The organism is Streptomyces sp. MK7, assembly GCF_032658145.1.
Classification (GTDB): domain Bacteria; phylum Actinomycetota; class Actinomycetes; order Streptomycetales; family Streptomycetaceae; genus Streptomyces; species Streptomyces spiralis.
Genome location: NZ_JAVACL010000004.1, coordinates 311,706 through 329,595 on the forward strand (window position 1 = coordinate 311,706; position 17,890 = coordinate 329,595).

General features: G+C 71.4%; 15 protein-coding genes. 4 read left to right on the forward strand and 11 right to left on the reverse strand.

Annotated elements, in window-relative coordinates; translation table 11 throughout:
* Positions 1–38: 38 nt before the first annotated feature.
* The 5 genes from R2S09_RS08185 to R2S09_RS08205 form a co-directional block, all read right to left on the reverse strand.
* Positions 39–2,348 (reverse strand): FtsX-like permease family protein, encoded by a 2,310-nt coding sequence (locus tag R2S09_RS08185; RefSeq protein WP_316740342.1) that lies wholly within the window; start codon positions 2,346–2,348, stop codon positions 39–41.
* 83 nt (positions 2,349–2,431) lie between these two features.
* Positions 2,432–3,121 carry an ABC transporter ATP-binding protein gene (locus R2S09_RS08190; protein WP_306189552.1) on the reverse strand — a complete coding sequence of 230 codons (690 nt, stop codon included), beginning with the start codon at positions 3,119–3,121 and terminating at the stop codon, positions 2,432–2,434.
* Positions 3,118–3,642: a PadR family transcriptional regulator gene (locus R2S09_RS08195; protein WP_306189551.1), complete on the reverse strand. Its 525-nt coding sequence runs from the start codon at positions 3,640–3,642 to the stop codon at positions 3,118–3,120. Before R2S09_RS08195 ends, R2S09_RS08190 begins: the two co-directional genes overlap by 4 nt.
* Positions 3,643–3,759: 117 nt before the next feature.
* A complete protein-coding gene (locus R2S09_RS08200) occupies positions 3,760–4,023 on the reverse strand; it encodes a hypothetical protein (RefSeq protein WP_306189550.1) in 264 nt (87 codons plus the stop codon).
* Positions 4,020–4,970 (reverse strand): SPFH domain-containing protein, encoded by a 951-nt coding sequence (locus R2S09_RS08205; protein ID WP_316740278.1) that lies wholly within the window; start codon positions 4,968–4,970, stop codon positions 4,020–4,022. The genes R2S09_RS08200 and R2S09_RS08205 overlap by 4 nt, the downstream gene beginning before the upstream one ends.
* A gap of 258 nt (positions 4,971–5,228) precedes the next feature.
* Between R2S09_RS08205 and R2S09_RS08210 the strand changes: the two genes are divergently transcribed.
* Positions 5,229–7,643, forward strand: a complete 2,415-nt coding sequence (locus R2S09_RS08210; RefSeq protein ID WP_306189548.1) for a transglycosylase domain-containing protein — start codon at positions 5,229–5,231, stop codon at positions 7,641–7,643.
* A 67-nt stretch (positions 7,644–7,710) separates the two neighbouring features.
* Here R2S09_RS08210 and R2S09_RS08215 read toward each other — a convergent pair whose 3' ends face one another.
* Complete coding sequence (locus R2S09_RS08215; RefSeq protein ID WP_306189547.1) at positions 7,711–9,927, reverse strand: SpoIIE family protein phosphatase; 2,217 nt, start codon at positions 9,925–9,927, stop codon at positions 7,711–7,713.
* Between the two features lie 352 nt (positions 9,928–10,279).
* Entirely contained in the window at positions 10,280–10,942 is a 663-nt protein-coding gene (locus tag R2S09_RS08220; protein WP_316740279.1) for a DUF402 domain-containing protein, read from the reverse strand.
* A 182-nt stretch (positions 10,943–11,124) separates the two neighbouring features.
* Between R2S09_RS08220 and R2S09_RS08225 the strand changes: the two genes are divergently transcribed.
* Positions 11,125–12,363 (forward strand): RNA-guided endonuclease TnpB family protein, encoded by a 1,239-nt coding sequence (locus tag R2S09_RS08225; RefSeq protein WP_316740280.1) that lies wholly within the window; start codon positions 11,125–11,127, stop codon positions 12,361–12,363.
* An 89-nt stretch (positions 12,364–12,452) separates the two neighbouring features.
* Here R2S09_RS08225 and R2S09_RS08230 read toward each other — a convergent pair whose 3' ends face one another.
* Complete coding sequence (locus tag R2S09_RS08230) at positions 12,453–13,838, reverse strand: class II fumarate hydratase (RefSeq protein ID WP_316740281.1); 1,386 nt, start codon at positions 13,836–13,838, stop codon at positions 12,453–12,455.
* Positions 13,839–13,905: 67 nt separating this feature from the next.
* Entirely contained in the window at positions 13,906–14,034 is a 129-nt protein-coding gene (locus R2S09_RS08235) for a hypothetical protein (protein ID WP_316740282.1), read from the reverse strand.
* On the opposite strand from R2S09_RS08235, the gene R2S09_RS08240 reads away from it, so the two are divergent.
* Positions 14,033–14,512 carry a hypothetical protein gene (locus R2S09_RS08240; RefSeq protein ID WP_316740283.1) on the forward strand — a complete coding sequence of 160 codons (480 nt, stop codon included), beginning with the start codon at positions 14,033–14,035 and terminating at the stop codon, positions 14,510–14,512. The genes R2S09_RS08235 and R2S09_RS08240 overlap by 2 nt on opposite strands.
* 304 nt (positions 14,513–14,816) lie before the next feature.
* Here R2S09_RS08240 and R2S09_RS08245 read toward each other — a convergent pair whose 3' ends face one another.
* Entirely contained in the window at positions 14,817–15,095 is a 279-nt protein-coding gene (locus tag R2S09_RS08245; RefSeq protein WP_316740284.1) for a hypothetical protein, read from the reverse strand.
* A 206-nt stretch (positions 15,096–15,301) separates the two neighbouring features.
* Positions 15,302–16,972, reverse strand: coding sequence for a fumarate hydratase (locus R2S09_RS08250; RefSeq protein WP_316740285.1), 1,671 nt, complete (start codon positions 16,970–16,972; stop codon positions 15,302–15,304).
* A 203-nt stretch (positions 16,973–17,175) separates the two neighbouring features.
* Between R2S09_RS08250 and R2S09_RS08255 the strand changes: the two genes are divergently transcribed.
* The gene (locus tag R2S09_RS08255; protein ID WP_306189540.1) at positions 17,176–17,856 is read left to right on the forward strand and encodes a DUF1707 domain-containing protein; all 681 of its coding nucleotides are present in this window, start codon (positions 17,176–17,178) and stop codon (positions 17,854–17,856) included.
* Positions 17,857–17,890: the final 34 nt, after the last annotated feature.

The following is a 17,890-nucleotide window of genomic DNA, read 5'->3' on the forward strand; positions in this document are numbered from 1 at the left end:
TCCGCCTGACGGGAAGGGCCCTTCCGCTCACCTCTCCGCTACTCCGTGCGCAGCCCCTCCGGGCGCATCAGGCGCAGCAGCGGCGGCAGGCTGAGCAGGGTGACGGCGAGGACCACTCCCGCGCCTGCACCGGTCATCGACAGCACGCTCGGCCAGTCCACGCTCACCGTGGCTCCCACCATCTTCAGCAGCACCACGCCCAGCGTCAGCCCCACGGCCGAGGAGAGCAGCAGGCCCAGGGCGATCGGGATCGCCGTCTGCCACAGCACCGACAGGCTCAGCGTGCGCCGCCGGGTGCCGAAGGCGACCAGCGCCGACAGCAGCCTCCTGCGCTCGCGCAGCTGCTCCAGCTGGGACACCAGCAGGCTCGCGCCGATCAGCGCCAGTACACACACGGCCCCGACGAACAGGCCGGTGCGGATGGAGGTGAACTGCGTCGACCGCTCGGTGGACGCCCACAGCACCGCGTCCGCGAGCGGATCCACCGCCGCCGCCGTGTTGCGGATGTACTCGTGCGCGTCCGGCACCGAGTCGTCGACCGACAGGTACACCGACCCGCTGAGCGTGCGGTTCACCCGGGCGTCGGCGGCGGCCGGGGTCAGCAGCAGGCCGCCGCTCGTGCCCCCGTTCGGGCCGGTGATCGTGCGGGCCTGCTTCAGCCGGGCGGGCACGGTCCACACGGTGTCCCGGCCCGCGTCGGGGCCGTTGGCCGTGTCCAGGTGGAGGACGCGACCCGGCCGGGCGAGCTTCACCGCGTCACCGTCGGTGTCCCCGCCCGTCGACACGAAGACGTCCCCGTCGCGGCAGGAAGGCAGCCGGGCCACCTCGCGCAGGGAGGCGCAGGTGCCGACGGTCAGCTGCGTCGCGGCGTTCGGCTCCTTGCCGCTCTGCCAGGCGCGGTCCGCCAGTTCGGCGGTGCCCAGCGCGGTGACCTTCCGCACCCCCCCGGTGGTGGTGAACTTCTCGGCGGCCGGGATCAGGGGCACGCCCCGCGACAGATTGACCTGCATCTGCACGCGTTCGGTGTCCTGCCCGGTGTTCTTGGTGTAGTCGCCCTGGATGCCCGCGAGCAGCATCTGCATCGCGATCGCCCCGGCCACCGCGACGGCGATGCCGTTCACCATGCGGGCCGCCGAACCGCTGCTCAACTGCAGTCGCCGTACCGCCAGTTGCCAGGCCACGCCGCCGCTGCCCAGCCGGGCCACCACCGCCTCGACGACCCACGGCAGCAGCGCCGTCACGCCGACCAGCAGCAGCAGCACGCCGCCGATCACCAGGTATTCGTTGAAGGAGCCGCTCGTGCGGCCCTGGCCGATCATCGGGGCGAGCATCGCCAGACCGCCCAGCGGCAGCAGCAGCCGCCACCACAGTCGGCGGCGCCTGGGCCTGGCCGTGCGGACCACGCCCAGCGGCTCGATGACCACCCCGCGCAGCGCGAACAGCGTGACCAGCACCGCCGCCGCCGGAACGGCCACCGCGACCAGGGCGGCCAGCGCGGGCGCGGGGTTGAGGTAGCTCGGGAACACGCTGATGCCCATGATCTCGACCGAGCCCGCGAGCTGACGGCCCAGCAGGAAGAAGACGGTGCCGAAGACCAGCCCGACCAGCGATCCGGCGAGCGCCTCGCCCGCAGCGATCCGCCGGGTCATCCGGCTGTCGGAGCCCACCAGCCGCAGCGCGGCCAGCCTGCGGTCGCGCCGCTCGCCGCCGAACCGCACGGCCGCGGCGATGAACACGGCGACCGGCATCAGCAGCACCACGAAGACGACCACCACCAGCAGCAGCAGGACCGGGTCCGGCGATTCCGGCCTCGCCGGCTGCTGCGGCCCGAACTGGGTGATCCGGGCCGTCTGCCACCCGTTGATGCGCGGGGCCAGGTTCTTCACCCCGGCGTAGTAGGCGAGTTCCTGCGAGCCGATGAGCCCGCTCTCGCCGATCGTCCCCACGATCCGGTACGGCAGCCGCTCGCGCAGCAGCTTGCCGTCACCGGAGTCCAGCAGCTCCTTCAGCGCGGGGGAGACGACCATGTCGCCCGGCGCCGGATACCTGGTCAGGCCCGGTGCGATCGGTGCGCGCGGGCCCTCCGGCTCCACCAGCCGGCCGCGCACGTCCTTGCCGTGGTACGACGTGTCGGCGTCGCCGATCACCAGGGTGTTCGCCGCCTTCGGCCGGTGCGGGCCGTAGGTGTAGTCCTGGCGGTCCTGGTCGCGCTGGTGCCGGACCGCCAGCGCGTTCGGTATCGCGGTCGTCAGCAGCAGCAGCGCCACGCCGAGCCCCACGCCCACGGCCGTCAGCAGCAGCCGGACCCATCCCTCGCGCCCGCCGGTGAAGGCGAACTTGGCCCCCATGCGCAGATCGCGGGCCCACTGCGGAACGGAAGGGGCGGCGCGAAGCGCCTCGGTCGGGGTAATGGTGGGTGACGGGCGGGCACTCATACGAGGCGCTCCATGTCCCGGGACTTCCCGTCCCGTACGACGATCTCGCGGTCGGAGTAGGCGGCCACCCGCGCCTCGTGGGTGACGAGCACGACGGCCGCGTTGGCGGACCGGGCGGCGTCCGTGAGGAGTTCCATCACGCGTTCGCCGTTGAGGGAGTCCAGGGCGCCGGTCGGCTCGTCGGCGAACAGCACGCGCGGGTTCGTGACCAGGGCGCGGGCGACGGCGACGCGCTGGCCCTGACCGCCGGACACCTCGCCGGGCCGCTTCCTGGCGAGGTCGTCGACCTCCAGGCGCTCCATCCACGCCAGCGCGGTGCGCTCGGCCTCCTTGCGGGCCGTGCCGTTCAGCCGCAGCGGCAGGGCCACGTTCTCCACACAGCTGAGCTCGGGCACCAGTTGGCCGAACTGGAAGACGAACCCGAACTCCGAGCGCCTGAGCGCGCTGCGCTCGGCGTCGGACATGGCGGTCAGCTCACGGCCGTCGTAGGTGATCGACCCCGAGTCGGGGGTGACGATCCCGGCCAGGCAGTGCAGCAGCGTGGACTTGCCGGAGCCGGAGGGGCCCATCACGGCGACGACCTCGCCGGGGTGGATGGAGAACTCCGCGCCGTCCAGCGCGGTGGTCGGACCGTAGGTCTTGCGCAGGTCGTCGGCGGCCAGCAGGGAGCCGGGGGGAGCGGTCACCGGGTCACCGCCTCACGGAGCCGGTCGAGACGGGCGGCGGTCAGCTCCAGCCACCGCAGGTCCGCCTCCAGGTGGAACAGGGCGTGGTCGCAGATGAGCTGGTCCGCCAGGTCGCCCTTGCGCTTGCGGTCGGTCAGGATCCGCATGTTGCGCAGGTGCTCGGCGCGCTGCGTGTCGAGGATGTCGGCCGCGTCGCGGCGGGTGAGCAGGGCCAGGACCAGCTTGGTGTAGAGGGTCGACTGGAGGTACGGCTCGGGCTTCTCCGGGGTGGCCAGCCACCGCTCGACGTCGGTGACGCCGGCCTCGGTGATGGCGTAGCGCTTGCGCTCGGGACCGTCGCCGGCCTCGATGCCGTCGACGACGACGAGCCCGTTCTTCAGCAGCCGCGACATCGTCGAGTAGACCTGGCCGTAGTGCAGCGGCCGGTCGTGACCGAACTTCTCGTCGAAGGCCCGCTTGAGGTCGTAGCCGTGGCGGGGCCCGGACTCCAGGAGTCCCAGGAGGGTGTGACCGATGGACATGGCGAGCACAGTACACGGGGTGTATACGCATGATGTATACACCTGGTGTCTACACGGACCCCGAAGGGCGGACGCGGGGTGCCCGACCGCAGGTGGGAGGCGATCGTCACGGTTCTGCTACGGCGCCCCGGAGGGGTCGCGCGGCGGGCGGCCCCGGCGGGGCACAGGGCCTGCATCGCCCGGGAGACGGCCCGCCTCCGCCAGGGCGCGGCGCAGCAGGAACTCGATCTGGGCGTTGGCCGAACGAAGTTCGTCCGACGCCCAGCGCGCGAGCGCGTCGTACACCGACGGGTCCAGCCGCAGCAGCACCTGCTTGCGCTGCTGCGGCCGGCGGCGCCGGGGGGTCGCTCCCTCGGGCGGATCCGTCTCCGGCGTCGTCACTGGTAGAGCGTTCCCGTGTTGAGGACCGGCTGCGGGGCGCGGTCCCCGCACAGCACCACCATCAGGTTCGACACCATCGCCGCCTTCCGTTCCTCGTCGAGCTCCACGATGTCCTGTTCGGCGATCCGGTTCAGCGCCGCCTCGACCATGCCGACCGCTCCGTCCACGATCTGCCGCCGGGCCGCGACGACCGCGCCCGCCTGCTGGCGCTGGAGCATCGCGGAGGCGATCTCGGGAGCGTACGCGAGGTGGGTGAAACGGGACTCGATGATCCGCACTCCGGCCGCCTCCACGCGCGCGTGCAGCTCGGCGGCGAGCTTCTCGGTGATCTCCTCCGCGTTGCCGCGCAGCGACAGACCGTCCTCGTCGTGGGCGTCGTAGGGGTACTCGATGGCGATGTGCCGCACGGCCGCCTCGGTCTGGGTGGAGACGAACTCCAGGTAGTTGTCCACCTCGAAGGAGGCCTGCGCGGTGTCCTGCACCTTCCACACCACGACGGCGGCCAGCTCGATCGGGTTGCCGTAGGCGTCGTTGACCTTCAGCACGGCGGTCTCGTGGTTGCGGACCCGGGTGGAGATCTTCTCCCGGGAGGTGAACGGGTTCACCCAGCGCAGACCGTCCTCGCGGATGGTGCCCCGGTAGCGCCCGAAGAGCTGCACGACCCGCGCCTCGCCGGGCGCGACCATGTTCAGCCCGCTCATGGCGAGCAGGGCGGCGATGCCGGTGAGGATGCCGACGACTATCAGCGCGGCCTTGGCGCCCGCGCTCGTGACGGTCGCGCCGGAGGCGACCAGTGCCGCGGCGACCAGCAGCCCGAGCAGGCCGAGCAGCAGCGCCAGACCGCCCGGGATGCTGCGCGCCGGGAACTCCCGGACCTGCGGCGCCGGCATCTCCGGGGCGTCGGGCACGACGGTGGCGGGTGAGGTGTCGCGGGTGGGGCTGGACATGGTGGGTTCCCCCGTTCTCGTACGGCGTCGTCCGTCGCGATCCATAGCAACGGCTTAGCTAAGTGATATCACTTTTCCCGGACGCGGCAACCCTGAACCCTCCCCGGACGTCGGTTCCGTTGGAACGGGTGCTGATTGTCACGTCCGTAAAAGCCGGGATCGAGGGCCCTTTGTCACAGAGGGCGGTGTTAGCTTTCTGAGCTGACCTGGGCCACGTACGTGAGTGACAGCCGAGACGGAAGCGGAGCGGACGGACGCATGGGACGAGCGGAAGAGAGACGAGCGCGTCAGCGCGGTGGCCGCCGCGCGGCGCCCCGGCGCTCGTCCGGGACGCCGGCGGTCGGTGTCGGGGGCGGTGCGACGGGTCCGGCTCCCGGTGGCCGCGCCGCGGCCCGGCGGGCGGCCCGGCCGGGCAAGGCCCGCAAGAGCGGCATACGCGCGCTGTTCACCTGGAAGAAGGTCCTCGGCACGCTCTTCGGGCTCTGCCTGCTCGGCATCGGCACCTTCATCGTGCTCTACATGATGGTGGACATACCCAAGGGCAACGCCGTCGCGCAGCAGGAGAGCAACGTCTACAAGTACAGCGACGGCTCGGTCCTGGCCCGCAAGGGCACGGTCAACCGCGAGAGCGTGTCCCTGGACAGGGTGCCCAAGGAAGTCCAGCACTGCTTCGTCGCGGCGGAGAACAAGACCTTCTACCACGACTCCGGCGTCGACCTGAGGGGCACCGCGCGCGGTCTGCTCAACACGCTCTCCGGCAAGGGCGCCCAGGGCGGTTCGACGATCACCCAGCAGTACGTCAAGAACTACTACCTCACCCAGGACCAGACCGTCACGCGCAAGCTGAAGGAACTGGTCATCTCGCTGAAGGTGGACCAGAAGCTGTCCAAGGACGACATCCTGGCCGGCTACATCAACACCAGCTACTACGGCCGCGGCGCCTACGGCATCCAGGCCGCCGCGCAGGCCTACTACCGCGTCGACGCCTCCAAGCTCACCGTCGAGCAGGGCGCCTACCTGGCCGCCCTGCTCCAGGCGCCGAGCCAGTACGACTGGGCGGTGGCGAGCCCGACCGGCAGGAAGCTGGTGCAGGCGCGCTGGAACTACGTCCTGGACAACATGGTCGAGCAGCACTGGCTCGACGCCGGCAAGCGGCAGACGATGAAGTTCCCGATCCCCAAGGACCCCAAGGGCGCCCCCGGCCTGGAGGGCCAGAAGGGTTACCTGATCGACCTCGCCAACAAGCAGCTCGAACAGCAGCTGATGAAGGACGAGGGCATCTCCCAGTCCCAGGCGGAGGCCGAGGTCGTGGACCGGGGCTGGACCATCACCCTGAACATCGACAAGAAGAAGCAGGCCGCCCTGGAGAGCGCGGTCAAGGACCAGCTGACCAGCAAGCTGGACCCGAAGAAGCGCAAGGTCGACGCCGACGTCCAGGCCGGCGCGGTCTCCGTCGACCCGAAGACGGGCAAGGTCCTCGCCCTCTACGGCGGCCAGGACTACTTCAAGCACTTCTACAGCAACGCCACCCGCCGGGACTACCAGCCCGCCTCCACCTTCAAGCCGGTGATCCTCGCCGCCGCCCTGGACGAGAGCGCCAAGACGCAGGACGGCCTGCCGATCGACGCCAACACCGTCTACGACGGCACCAGCGGCCGTCAGGCCGTGGACCACGGCACCAAGGTCGGCTTCGGCCCGCCGAACGAGGACGACCACGACTACGGCGACATCACCGTCCAGACGGCGATGAACCAGTCCGTCAACTCCGTCTTCGCGCAGATGGGCGTGGACGTCGGCATGGAGAAGGTGATGGAGGTCGCCGGCAAGCTCGGCATGGACACCAAGGGCATGCAGCCGGTGCCCGCGCAGACGCTCGGTTCCATGGGCGCGAGCCCCCTGGAGATGGCCGGCATCTACGCCACCTTGGACAACCACGGCAAGAAGGTCACCCCGACCGTCGTCGAGCGCGCCGAGAACAAGACGCGCACGGTGAAGATGGACGACCCGATCGGCGATCAGGTGATCAGCCGCGAGGCCGCCGACACCGTCAGCTCGGTGCTCACCGGCGTGGTCGACGACGGCACGGCGCGGACGTCGGTGCGGAACAATCCGCTGCGCGACGGCCAGCAGGTGGCGGGCAAGACCGGTACCTCCGACGAGAACAAGTCGGCCTGGTTCACCGGATACACGCCCCGCCTCGTCACCTCCGTCGGTCTGTTCGGCGAGGACGACAAGACCCACAACCATGTGTCGCTCAAGGGCGCCACGGGACTGATCCCGGGCAGCGGCCGCATCAACGGCGGCGGCTACCCGGCACAGATCTGGGCGGCGTACACCTTCGGGGTGATGGACGGCGTCAGCAAGTTCGACCTGGACACCACGCAGGGCGCGGCCGTGAAGCCGTCGACGTCGCCGTCGGTGAGCGAGTCGCCGAGCCAGTCGCCGAGCCAGTCGCCGTCGCAGTCGGCGTCCAGCTCGCCGCCGGCCTCCCAGTCGCCCTCGCGGACGCCGAGCCAGTCACCGAGCCAGTCGCCGTCGCAGTCGCCGTCGCGGACGCCGAGCCAGTCGCCGAGCCAGTCGCCGAGCCAGTCGCCCTCCGGCGATGGCATCAACGACAACCCGCTCAATCCGAACGACCAGCAGCAGCTGAACGGCAGACAGCCGGCACAGTAGGACACGGCGAAGGGCGCCCGGCTGAACCGGGCGCCCTTCGCCGTGCTCCGGGGCGTGTGCCGGCCCCTCAGGTCCGGTTCAGTTCGAACCAGACCACCTTGCCGGTGCTCAGCCGGGTCGCGCCCCAGCGGCGGGCCAGCCTGTTCACCAGGTACAGGCCCCGTCCGCCCTCGTCGGTGGCGCGGGCCTGGCGCAGCCGCGGCAGCTGCGGGACGTCGTCACCGACCTCGCAGCGCAGCACGTCCGTGCGCAGCAGACGCAGCGTCACCGGGCGGGAGGCGTAGCGCACGGCGTTGGTGACGACCTCGCTGACCAGCAGCTCCACCGAGTCGGTGAGCTCCTGAAGGCCCCAGCGGTCCAGCGCCCGGCGGGCCAGGCGGCGGGCCCGGCCCGGCGCCGCGTCCTCCGGCTCCAGGAACCAGTACGCCACGTCGCTCGGCGCGATCCCGTCGAAGCGGGCGGCGAGCAGCGCGATGTCGTCGTCCCGGTCGCCCGGGCCGAGCATGTCCAGCACCTCGTCGCACAGGGCCTCCAGGGGCGGCGGGTGGTCCGGGCCGGTGAGCTCCGCCGTCGCCTGGAGCTTCTCGCGCAGCTGCTCTATGCCGGTCCACACGTCCCGCAGCCGCGACTCCACCAGGCCGTCGGTGTACAGGAGCAGCGTGCCGCCGGCCGGTGCGTCCAGCTCCACCGCCTCGAAGTCGACACCGCCGACGCCGATCGGGGCGCCCGGCGGCACCCGCAGCACCTCGGCCCGGCCGCCCAGGTGCAGCAGGACGGGCGGCGGGTGGCCGGCGTTGGCGATGGTGATGCGGTGCGAGACCGGGTCGTAGACGGCGTACAGGCAGGTCGCCATGCGGTCGGTGCCCAGGCGCTGCGCCTGCTCGTCCAGGTGGTGCAGAACCTCCTGCGGCGGCAGGTCCAGGCCCGCGAGGGTCTGTGCGGTGGTGCGCAGCTGACCCATGATCGCCGCCGACGTCATGGAATGGCCCATCACATCGCCGACGACGAGGGCGACCCGGCTGCCGGGCAGCGGGATCGCGTCGTACCAGTCGCCGCCCACCCGCGCGGTCTCGGCGGCGGGCAGATAGCGGGAGGCCAGCCGCACCCCCGTGGGGCGGGGCAGCGTCTCGGGCAGCATGGTGCGCTGCAACTCGTCCGCGATGTACGCCTCACGGCCGTACAGCACGGCCTTGTCGATGCCGAGCGCGCTGTGCGTGGCGAGCTGGGCGGCGACCAGCAGGTCGTCGGGCTCGAACTCCGGGCGCTCCGGGCGGCGCAGGAACAGCGCGGCGCCGATCACGCGGCGCCGCCCGCGCAGCGGGGCGAGAATCGTGCGCTGCCCGCAGGGCACCGCCAGTTCCGAACCCTCGCCGAGGAGTTCGCTCAGCGCGGCGCCCGCCGGGTCCGTGTCCGTGAACACCGGCCGTACGCCGCGCAGCACCTCGCCGAGCGCGCTGCCGGGCCGTACCTCGCACAGCTCGTTGGTGACCACGGACAGCTCGGCCGGCTGCTCGGGCGCGGGCGCGGGCAGGAACCCGACCTCCGGGTCGCGCTCGGCCGGTATCCGGTCGGTACGGCGCAGCCGCAGCACGAGCGGGCCCACCGGCCGTTCGTCGCCCACCGGCAGCGGCTCGCGCAGATAGACGAGGATGGCGTCGGAGAACGTCGGCACGGTCGCCCGGCACAGGCCCATGACGATCTCGTCCAGGTCCATGCCGCGGGCGATCCGCCGGGTGGCCGCGCCCACGAACCGCAGCCGGTCCCCGTCCCGCCGCATCGGCAGCGGACGGCCGGGCGGCAGGCCCTGTCCGGTGCGGCGCTCCCGCCCGCCGGGGCCGCGCCGCTCCCGCCGGCCGGACACGCCCGGCGTCCCGGGCTCATCGGTGCGGCCGGAGGCGCCGGAGGTGCCCGTGGTGCCCGGGCTCCCGGTGGTCCCCGCGTTCCTGGCGCCCGCGCCGTCCGGCTGTGCCGGGATGCCCTCCGGCACGGGGCGCGGCCGGGGCACGTCGGGTTCGGCGGACACGGGCTGCGCGTGCTCGTACCCCGCCTCAGGCGCCGCCTCGGTGCCGCGCGGCGCGTTCGTCCCGGCCCCGCGCGGTGGCTCGCCCTGCGCGCCCTGCGCCGCGGCCGGGCAGGGCGGGGCGCCGGCGGGGCGCGGCTGTGGCGGTAACGCCGGAGACGGTTCGGGGGTACGCAGGAGTGCCCCGCGGGCGTCCGCGGGGTCGGCGCCCGCCTGGGGGCGTTCGAAGGAGGTCGGCTGCTCCGTCACGCGTGTCGAATCCATCCGTCCGGGGCTGCGCGCCGGGCGCGCAGTTCGTCCCGCCGAAGACCCGATACCCGGAATACGTGCCCCAGGAACGGATTTCCGGCGTGGTCAGCGGCTGTTCCTGTGCCACCGGCGAACCGTATGCGGTCCGCACGGGCAGGGCCCGCGTCGGCGGCGTGTCCCGCCGGACGGGCCCGAGGGCCTGTCCGACAGGCCCTTGTGCGCTCGTACCCCTCGCTCACGTCCTGCCGCCCCTCGGTGACGTTGGGTCAGACTCGGCGCCCGCTTCGGGAGTTGCACTGCTCCGTGCCTCCCTGCGCCCTTGCGGAGGACGATCCTACGTTTCCTGCCCGGGGGCGCATCAAGGGTCTCATGAGGACACGTGCGCGGGCGTACGGTCCCAGTCCTCCGGCAGTGACGGTACCGCCCAGGACGGGTCCGGGCGCCAGTGCTGCCAGTTCTCCGAGAACGGCGGCCCCCAGGCGCGGATCACCTCCACCGCCGACCCGCCGGCCGCCCGCACCCGCTCGGCCAGACCGGCGTCCACCAGCCCGTCCCGCTGGGCCTGCGCGAACTCGTCCTCGTCGTGCCAGTGCCAAGTGCGGTCCGGGTACACGGAGATGTCCAGAAAGTGATCCTCGGAGTCCACCCCGCCCTCCCACCGGATCAGCGGTTCCTCCAGGTTGACGTACCAGTTCTTGAACCGCCAGCCCGGCTCCCAGAACAGCCACACCGACCACGGCTCACCGGGCCGGGCCAGCTTCAGCACGCCCGTGCCGAACCAGCGGTCGCGCTGCACGGTCCGAGGCTTGGTGTAGCGGGACGCGAGCGGTTCCAGATGCACGGGCGTGCCGTCGGCGAGCACGGGCTTGACGCACTCGGTGCCCGGAGCCATCCACACGGCCAGCACCTCCGCGTCGTCGCGTACGACGGTGACGGGACGCGCGATGTGGAAGCCCGGGCCGCCGTTCGCCCGGTACCGCCACAGGATCTGGCTCCCGGGCGCCCAGTGGGCGGTCTTCACGCGTCTCATCGGGTCTCTCCTTCGTGGATACCCCGGCCTTGAGGCCGGGTGGGGGTACCTCCCGCTTGCGGGGGAGAAACGAAGCTCCTGCGGAGCAGGGGGGGAAGCCGGTTCGCCGCCAGGGCGGAGGGGCGTGCACCGTCCACCGGCCGACACCGGCCGCTCACACGGAACCTGATACGGTGTGAGGCATGACGCAGCAGGTCAAGCGGGCGTTCAAATACCGCTTCTACCCCACGGACGAGCAGGCAGCTGAGCTGTCCCGCACGTTCGGCTGCGTCCGCCTCGTCTACAACAAGGCGCTCCAGGAACGCACTCGGGCCTGGTACGGCGAGCAGCGACGCATCTCCTACATACAGTCCTCTGCCGCGCTGACGCAGTGGAAGAAGACCGAGGAACTCACCTTCCTCACCGAGGTGTCCTCCGTCCCGCTTCAGCAGGCGCTGCGCCACCTTCAGACGGCGTTCGCCGACTTCTTCGCCAAGCGCGCGAAGTACCCCCGCTTCAAGAGCCGGAAGAAGTCCCGCGCGTCGGCCGAGTACACCCGCAGCGCCTTCACGTGGCGCGAGGGGAAGCTGACTCTGGCGAAGATGGCGGAGCCGCTGGACATCCGCTGGTCGCGTCCGCTGCCCGAGGGTGCGGAGCCGGTGACGGTGACAGTGTCTCGCGATGCGGCCGACCGCTGGTTCGTGTCCCTGCTGTGCGAGGACACCATCAACCTGGCCCCCGCCACCACGGCGAGCGTGGGCATCGACGCCGGGATCACCTCCCTGGTGGCGCTGTCCACTGGAGAGAAGATCACCAACCCGAAGCACGAGCGGCGTGACCGCGCCCGGCTGGCCCGCGCGCAGCGTGAGCTGTCGCGGAAGGCGAAGGGCTCGGCCAACTCCGAGAAGGCTCGGCGTCGCGTCGCCAAGGTCCACGCCCGGATCACTGACCGGCGCCGGGACTTTTTGCACAAGCTGTCCACTCGTCTCGTCCGTGAGAACCAAACGGTCGTGATCGAGGACCTCACCGTCCGCAACCTGCTGAAGAACGGCCGCCTCGCGCGCGCCGTCTCGGATGCGGCGTGGACGCAACTGCGCTCCATGCTGGAGTACAAGTGCGCCTGGTACGGGCGCGAACTCGTCGTGATCGACCGCTTCTTCCCCAGCTCGAAGCTGTGCGGGGCCTGCGGCACGGTCGTGGCGAGGCTGCCGCTGCACGTGCGCGAGTGGACGTGCGAGTGCGGCGCGGTGCATGACCGCGACGTGAACGCGGCACGCAACATCCTGGCCGCCGGGCTGGCGGTGTCCGCCTGTGGAGACGGTGTAAGGCCTCAACGGGAGTCCTCCCGGACGGGGCGGTCGTCGGTGAAGCAGGAACCCCAGCGGGCGACCGCTGGATTCCCCCGCCTTCAGGCGGGGGAGGAAGTCAAGCGCAGATATTAGGTGTCATGTGTCATGTGACATGCATGCGTGCATGTGCAGGCATACGACGCTGCGGTGAGCGTCATGGTTCACGCCCGCGTACGGACTGCTCACGGGCGTGTCATCCGCAGGACGTCCAGCGCCTCGTCCAGCTGCTCCTCCGTCAGGTCGCCGCGTTCGACGTAGCCGCCCTCCAGCACGGCCTGACGGATCGTCTTCTGCTCCGTGAGCGCCCTCTTCGCGACCTTCGCCGCCTCCTCGTACCCGATGTACCTGTTCAGCGGGGTGACGACGGACGGCGAGGACTCGGCGTACTCGCGCGCCCGCTCCCGGTGGGCGACGATCCCGTCGACGGTCCGGTCGGCCAGCAGCCGCGAGACGTTCGCGAGCAGCCGGACCGACTCCAGGACGTTCTTGGCGATGACCGGCAGCATGACGTTGAGCTCGAAGTTGCCGGCGGCGCCGGCGGTGGCGACCGTGGCGTCGTTGCCGGTCACCTGGGCGCAGACCATGAGCACCGCCTCGGGGATGACGGGGTTCACCTTGCCCGGCATGATCGAGGAGCCCGGCTGGAGGTCCGGCAGGCTGATCTCGGCCAGCCCGGTCCGCGGCCCGGAGGACATCCACCGCAGATCGTTGGCGATCTTCGTCAGGCTCACCGCGATGGTCCGCAGCTGACCGCTGGTCTCCACGATCCCGTCCCGCGCGCCCTGCGCCTCGAAGTGGTCACGGGCCTCGGTGAGCGGCAGCCCGGTGGTGCGGGCCACCTCCTCGATGACGGCGGCGGAGAAACCCGGCGGGGTGTTGATGCCGGTGCCCACGGCGGTGCCGCCCAGCGGCAGCTCGGCGAGCCTCGGCAGCGAGGCCTTCAGCCGCTCCACGCCGTGCCGGATCTGGGCCGCGTACCCGCCGAACTCCTGGCCCAGGGTGACGGGCGTGGCGTCCATCAGATGGGTCCGCCCCGACTTCACCACGTCCGCGAACTCCTCGGCCTTGCGGGCCAGGGCGGCGGCCAGGTGCTCCAGGGCCGGGATCAGGTCCCGGGTGACGGCGGCCGTGGCCGCGATGTGGATGGAGGACGGGAAGACGTCGTTGGAGGACTGGGAGGCGTTGACGTGGTCGTTGGGGTGCACGTCCCGCCCGAGGCGCTCAGCAGCGAGGGTGGCCAGGACCTCGTTGGTGTTCATGTTCGACGAGGTGCCGGAGCCCGTCTGGAACACGTCGACCGGGAAGTGCTCGTCCCACCGGCCCTCGGCGACCTCGGCCGCCGCCTCCTGGATCGCCAGCGCGACGTCCTTGTCGAGCACGCCGAGCTCCGCGTTGACCTTGGCGGCGGCGCCCTTGATACGGGCGAGGGCCTCGATGTGCGCGCGCTCGAGGCGCTGCCCGGAGACGGGGAAGTTCTCCACGGCGCGCTGCGTCTGGGCGCGCCACTTGGCGAACGCGGGGACCTGGACTTCGCCCATGGAGTCGTGCTCGGTGCGGTATTCGGTCATACCCGGTACAGCGTGGGAGGTGGCGCGGATGTTCCGGCGGTGCAGCGAACGGGTGCCTGGGCAGCGGTCAGCGGGCCCGGAGCTGCTCGTCGAGCCGGCCGAGTTCGTCGAGGAGCTCGCCGCCGTCCTCTCCCACGCTCGCCATGCAGCGGCGCAGGGTCGCGCGGTCCACGGCCAACGGCTCGGCCCTGGGCATGCTGCGGATCGCCCGGACGTACTCGGCGGCCTCCGGAGTGCCCCGGAGCTCGGCCGGCGCCGAGAAGAACGCCGGGCCGCCGGCCGGTGACGTCGAGCAGGACGATCTCCGCGTCCGTGAGCCCTTCGTCTTCGCCGCGGCGGGCTCCCTCGTCTCACGCGCGGAGGACGTGTCCTCGGCGGTCATGCCGGTGCTCATGGCCACCCTGGTCCCCTTCGGCGTGGCCATCGCCACCGCGCAGGATTTGAACGCCACCTGGGTGCGGGTGGTCCAGTACCTTCCGCCGTTCTCCATGCTGGTCATGCCGTTGCAGGTCAGCGCGCATCATGCGGGATGGGGCCCCAACCTGCTGGCGGCCCTGCTGATGATGGCCGCAGCGGCCGGGCCGGCGGTGCTGTCCGCACGGGTCTACCAGCGGTCGATCCTGCGCATAGGGACCGCGGTGCGCCGGCGCGAGGCGTTGATGTCGGTGGCGTAACCCTCTCATGGCAGGCGAGGGCTCCTCGGACGATCCCTCACCATCGCCGCGGGGGCTGACTCCTTCACGCTCCCCGGCGGACAGCCGGCGGCGGAACAGGCCCTCGTCGGCGCGCCCGACGCCACGGTGCGGCTGGCCTCGCTGCGTGGAGTGGACGCGGCCCAACTGATCCTCGCCGACGCCGAACTGTTGGGGTGCCTGTTCACCGGGACGGTGCACTTGGACCAGGCGCGGCTGGAGGGCGCCTGCTCCCTCGACGGGGTCCCGCCCGGCACCCACTGGCGGCGCGGGCGCCCGGTGCGGTTCACCGGGCCGCACCCTCGCCCAAGAAAACCACTGGCGCGCGAAGCAGCCGGATGCCGTCCGGGACCGGAACGTGGCGGTGCTCGGCGCCGAGCGCGCCGGCCCGGCGCAGCCGGCGCCGGTGTGCCGGGCGCTGCGCAAGGCGTTCCAGGACGGCAGGAGCGAGCCGGGAGCGGCGGACTTCTACTACGGCGAGATGGAGTTGCGCCCCCACGACCGTACCGGCCTCACCCGCACCGAACGCGGACTGCTGTACGGCTACTGGCTGCTGTCCGGCCATGGCCTGCGCGCCTCCGGGACTGCTCCATGGCGGTGTCATCGAAGTCCGGGAACTCCCGGGTCGCCTGCTCGGACCCTCCCGATGCCGCCGTGCCGGTGTCAAGGGTGCGCTTCAAGCCACGGGAGCGGGGCTCATAGCGCCACCCACGGGACAGCAGCAGGCCCCCCGGCGACGCCGAGGGGCCTGTGAGGCTCTTCAGGGGTGGCTCAGGCCAGGCCAGGACCCCGCACCGGGATGCTGGTGAACGTCGGCTGCGGCGCCGGGTCCTGGAAGAAGTCGTTGCCCTTGTCGTCGACGACGATGAACGCCGGGAAGTCCTCGACCTCGATCTTCCAGACGGCCTCCATGCCGAGCTCCTCGTACTCCAGGACCTCGACCTTCTTGATGCAGTCCTGGGCCAGGCGGGCGGCGGGGCCGCCGATGGAGCCGAGGTAGAAGCCGCCGTGGGCGTTGCACGCGTCGGTGACCTGCTTGCTGCGGTTGCCCTTGGCCAGCATCACCTTGGAGCCGCCCGCCGCCTGGAACTGCTCGACGTAGGAGTCCATGCGGCCGGCCGTCGTCGGGCCGAAGGAGCCGGACGCGTAGCCCTCGGGGGTCTTCGCCGGGCCCGCGTAGTACACCGGGTGGTCCTTCAGGTACTGCGGCATCTCCTCGCCCGCGTCCAGCCGCTCCTTGATCTTGGCGTGCGCGATGTCGCGGGCCACGACCAGCGGGCCGGTCAGCGACAGGCGGGTCTTGACCGGGTACTTGGTCAGCTCGGCGAGGATCGTGTCCATCGGCTGGTTGAGATCGATCTCGACGACGTCGGAGGACTCGTCCAGGTGCTCGTCGGTCGTCTCCGGCAGGAAGCGGGCCGGGTCGGTCTCCAGCTGCTCCAGGAACACGCCCTCGGCGGTGATCTTGGCGACGGCCTGGCGGTCCGCAGAGCAGGACACCGCGATCGCGACCGGGCAGGACGCGCCGTGCCGGGGCAGGCGCACCACGCGCACGTCGTGGCAGAAGTACTTGCCGCCGAACTGCGCGCCGATGCCGATCTTCTGGGTCAGCTCGAAGACCTTCTGCTCGAGGTCCTTGTCGCGGAAGCCGTGGCCGAGCTCCGAGCCCTCCGCCGGGATCTCGTCCAGGTAGTGCGCGGAGGCGTACTTCGCGGTCTTCAGGGCGTACTCCGCGCTGGTGCCGCCGACGACGATCGCCAGGTGGTACGGCGGGCAGGCGGCCGTACCGAGCGAACGGATCTTCTCCTCCAGGAACTTCATCATGGAGGCCTCGTTCAGGACGGCCTTCGTCTCCTGATAGAGGAAGGACTTGTTGGCGCTGCCGCCGCCCTTGGCCATGAACAGGAACTTGTAGGCGCCGCCGTCGGTGGCGTACAGCTCGATCTGGGCGGGGAGGTTGGAGCCGGTGTTCTTCTCCTCCCACATGGTCAGCGGGGCCATCTGCGAGTAGCGCAGGTTCAGCTTGGTGTAGGCGTCGTAGATGCCGCGGGAGAGGGCCTTCTCGTCCTCGCCCTCGGTCAGGACGTTCTGCCCGCGCTTGCCCATGACGATGGCCGTGCCGGTGTCCTGGCACATCGGCAGCACGCCGGCGGCGGCGATGTTGGCGTTCTTGAGCAGGTCCAGGGCGACGAACTTGTCGTTCGCGCTGGCCTCCGGGTCGTCGATGATGCGGCGCAGCTGGGCGAGGTGGGCCGGGCGCAGGTAGTGCTGGATGTCGTGGACGGCCTCCTCCGCCAGCTTGCGCAGCGCCTCCGGCTCGACCTTGAGGAACGTACGTCCGTCGGGCCCCTCGACGGTGGAGACGCCTTCGGACGTCACCAGCCGGTACGGGGTGGTGTCCTCACCCTGGGGGAGCAGATCGGTGTACGCGAACTCAGGCATCGCAGCCCATTCCTCACTCTACGGACGGCTGCCCGCCGACGCCGGCGGGCACCGACCAGCGTAGAACCTGCCACTGACGGTGAGGCTGTGAGGTCCGGCTCAGTTCACCGGCCGCTCATCGCCGGCCCGGTCCGGCTCGGTTCCCCGGCCGCTTCTCGTGCGCGGAGGTGTCGCGATCTATCGTGTTTGGGTACGCTGCTGCCGTGGACCTTCAGAAGCAGACCGCCGCCCCCGCCACGGAGCTGCGCGCCTCGGACGCCGACCGTGACCGCATCGCCGACATCCTGCGCGACGCCCTCGCCGAGGGCCGTCTGAGCGCCGACGAGCACGCCGAGCGCGTCGAGGGGGTGCTGAGCGCCAAGACGGTCGGCGAGCTGGAGGTCTTCATCCAGGACCTGCCCGCCGCCCACCAGGGCCGTACGGCACCGGCCTACACCTCCGCGCCCCATCGCCCGGCCGCCGGTGCGATACCCCCGGAGGCCGACGAGAACGTGGTGGCGGTGTTCAGCTCGGCCATGCGCAAGGGCCGCTGGCGCGCCGGGCGGCGGCTGCACGCGTACGCGGTCTTCGGCAGTGTCGAGATCGACCTCAGCGAGGCGCTCTTCGAGTACCAGCAGGTCGTGATCAAGGCCGTCTCCGTCTTCGGCGACGTCCAGATCCGCGTCCCGGAGAACGTGTCGCTGCGCGGCACCGGCGGCGGCGTCCTCGGCAACTTCGACGTGGCGCCGCTGGACTCGTCCGAGTCCGACGCGCCCGTCGTCTACGTCGACGGCTGGGCGATCCTGGGCAACGTCGAGGCACGGCCCAAGCGCGGCAAGCTCGTCGCCGACATCCTCGACCGTGTGCAGCGCAAGGTCGACAGGAGTGTGGGCAAACATCTGTGAGGCGGTCGCGAACAAGCCACGGAGCACCTCTGAC

What these genes read in the sequence shown, in the direction of transcription:
- R2S09_RS08185 (WP_316740342.1), bottom strand. Translation starts at nt 2,348, where the DNA reads ATGGGGGCCAAGTTCGCCTTCACCGGCGGGCGCGAGGGATGGGTCCGG.
- R2S09_RS08195 (WP_306189551.1), bottom strand. Translation starts at nt 3,642, where the DNA reads ATGTCCATCGGTCACACCCTCCTGGGACTCCTGGAGTCCGGGCCCCGC.
- R2S09_RS08205 (WP_316740278.1), bottom strand. Translation starts at nt 4,970, where the DNA reads ATGTCCAGCCCCACCCGCGACACCTCACCCGCCACCGTCGTGCCCGAC.
- R2S09_RS08210 (WP_306189548.1), top strand. Translation starts at nt 5,229, where the DNA reads ATGGGACGAGCGGAAGAGAGACGAGCGCGTCAGCGCGGTGGCCGCCGC.
- R2S09_RS08215 (WP_306189547.1), bottom strand. Translation starts at nt 9,927, where the DNA reads ATGGATTCGACACGCGTGACGGAGCAGCCGACCTCCTTCGAACGCCCC.
- R2S09_RS08220 (WP_316740279.1), bottom strand. Translation starts at nt 10,942, where the DNA reads ATGAGACGCGTGAAGACCGCCCACTGGGCGCCCGGGAGCCAGATCCTG.
- R2S09_RS08225 (WP_316740280.1), top strand. Translation starts at nt 11,125, where the DNA reads ATGACGCAGCAGGTCAAGCGGGCGTTCAAATACCGCTTCTACCCCACG.
- R2S09_RS08230 (WP_316740281.1), bottom strand. Translation starts at nt 13,838, where the DNA reads ATGACCGAATACCGCACCGAGCACGACTCCATGGGCGAAGTCCAGGTC.
- R2S09_RS08240 (WP_316740283.1), top strand. Translation starts at nt 14,033, where the DNA reads ATGCTGCGGATCGCCCGGACGTACTCGGCGGCCTCCGGAGTGCCCCGG.
- R2S09_RS08235 (WP_316740282.1), bottom strand. Translation starts at nt 14,034, where the DNA reads ATGCCCAGGGCCGAGCCGTTGGCCGTGGACCGCGCGACCCTGCGCCGC.
- R2S09_RS08245 (WP_316740284.1), bottom strand. Translation starts at nt 15,095, where the DNA reads ATGGCCGGACAGCAGCCAGTAGCCGTACAGCAGTCCGCGTTCGGTGCG.
- R2S09_RS08250 (WP_316740285.1), bottom strand. Translation starts at nt 16,972, where the DNA reads ATGCCTGAGTTCGCGTACACCGATCTGCTCCCCCAGGGTGAGGACACC.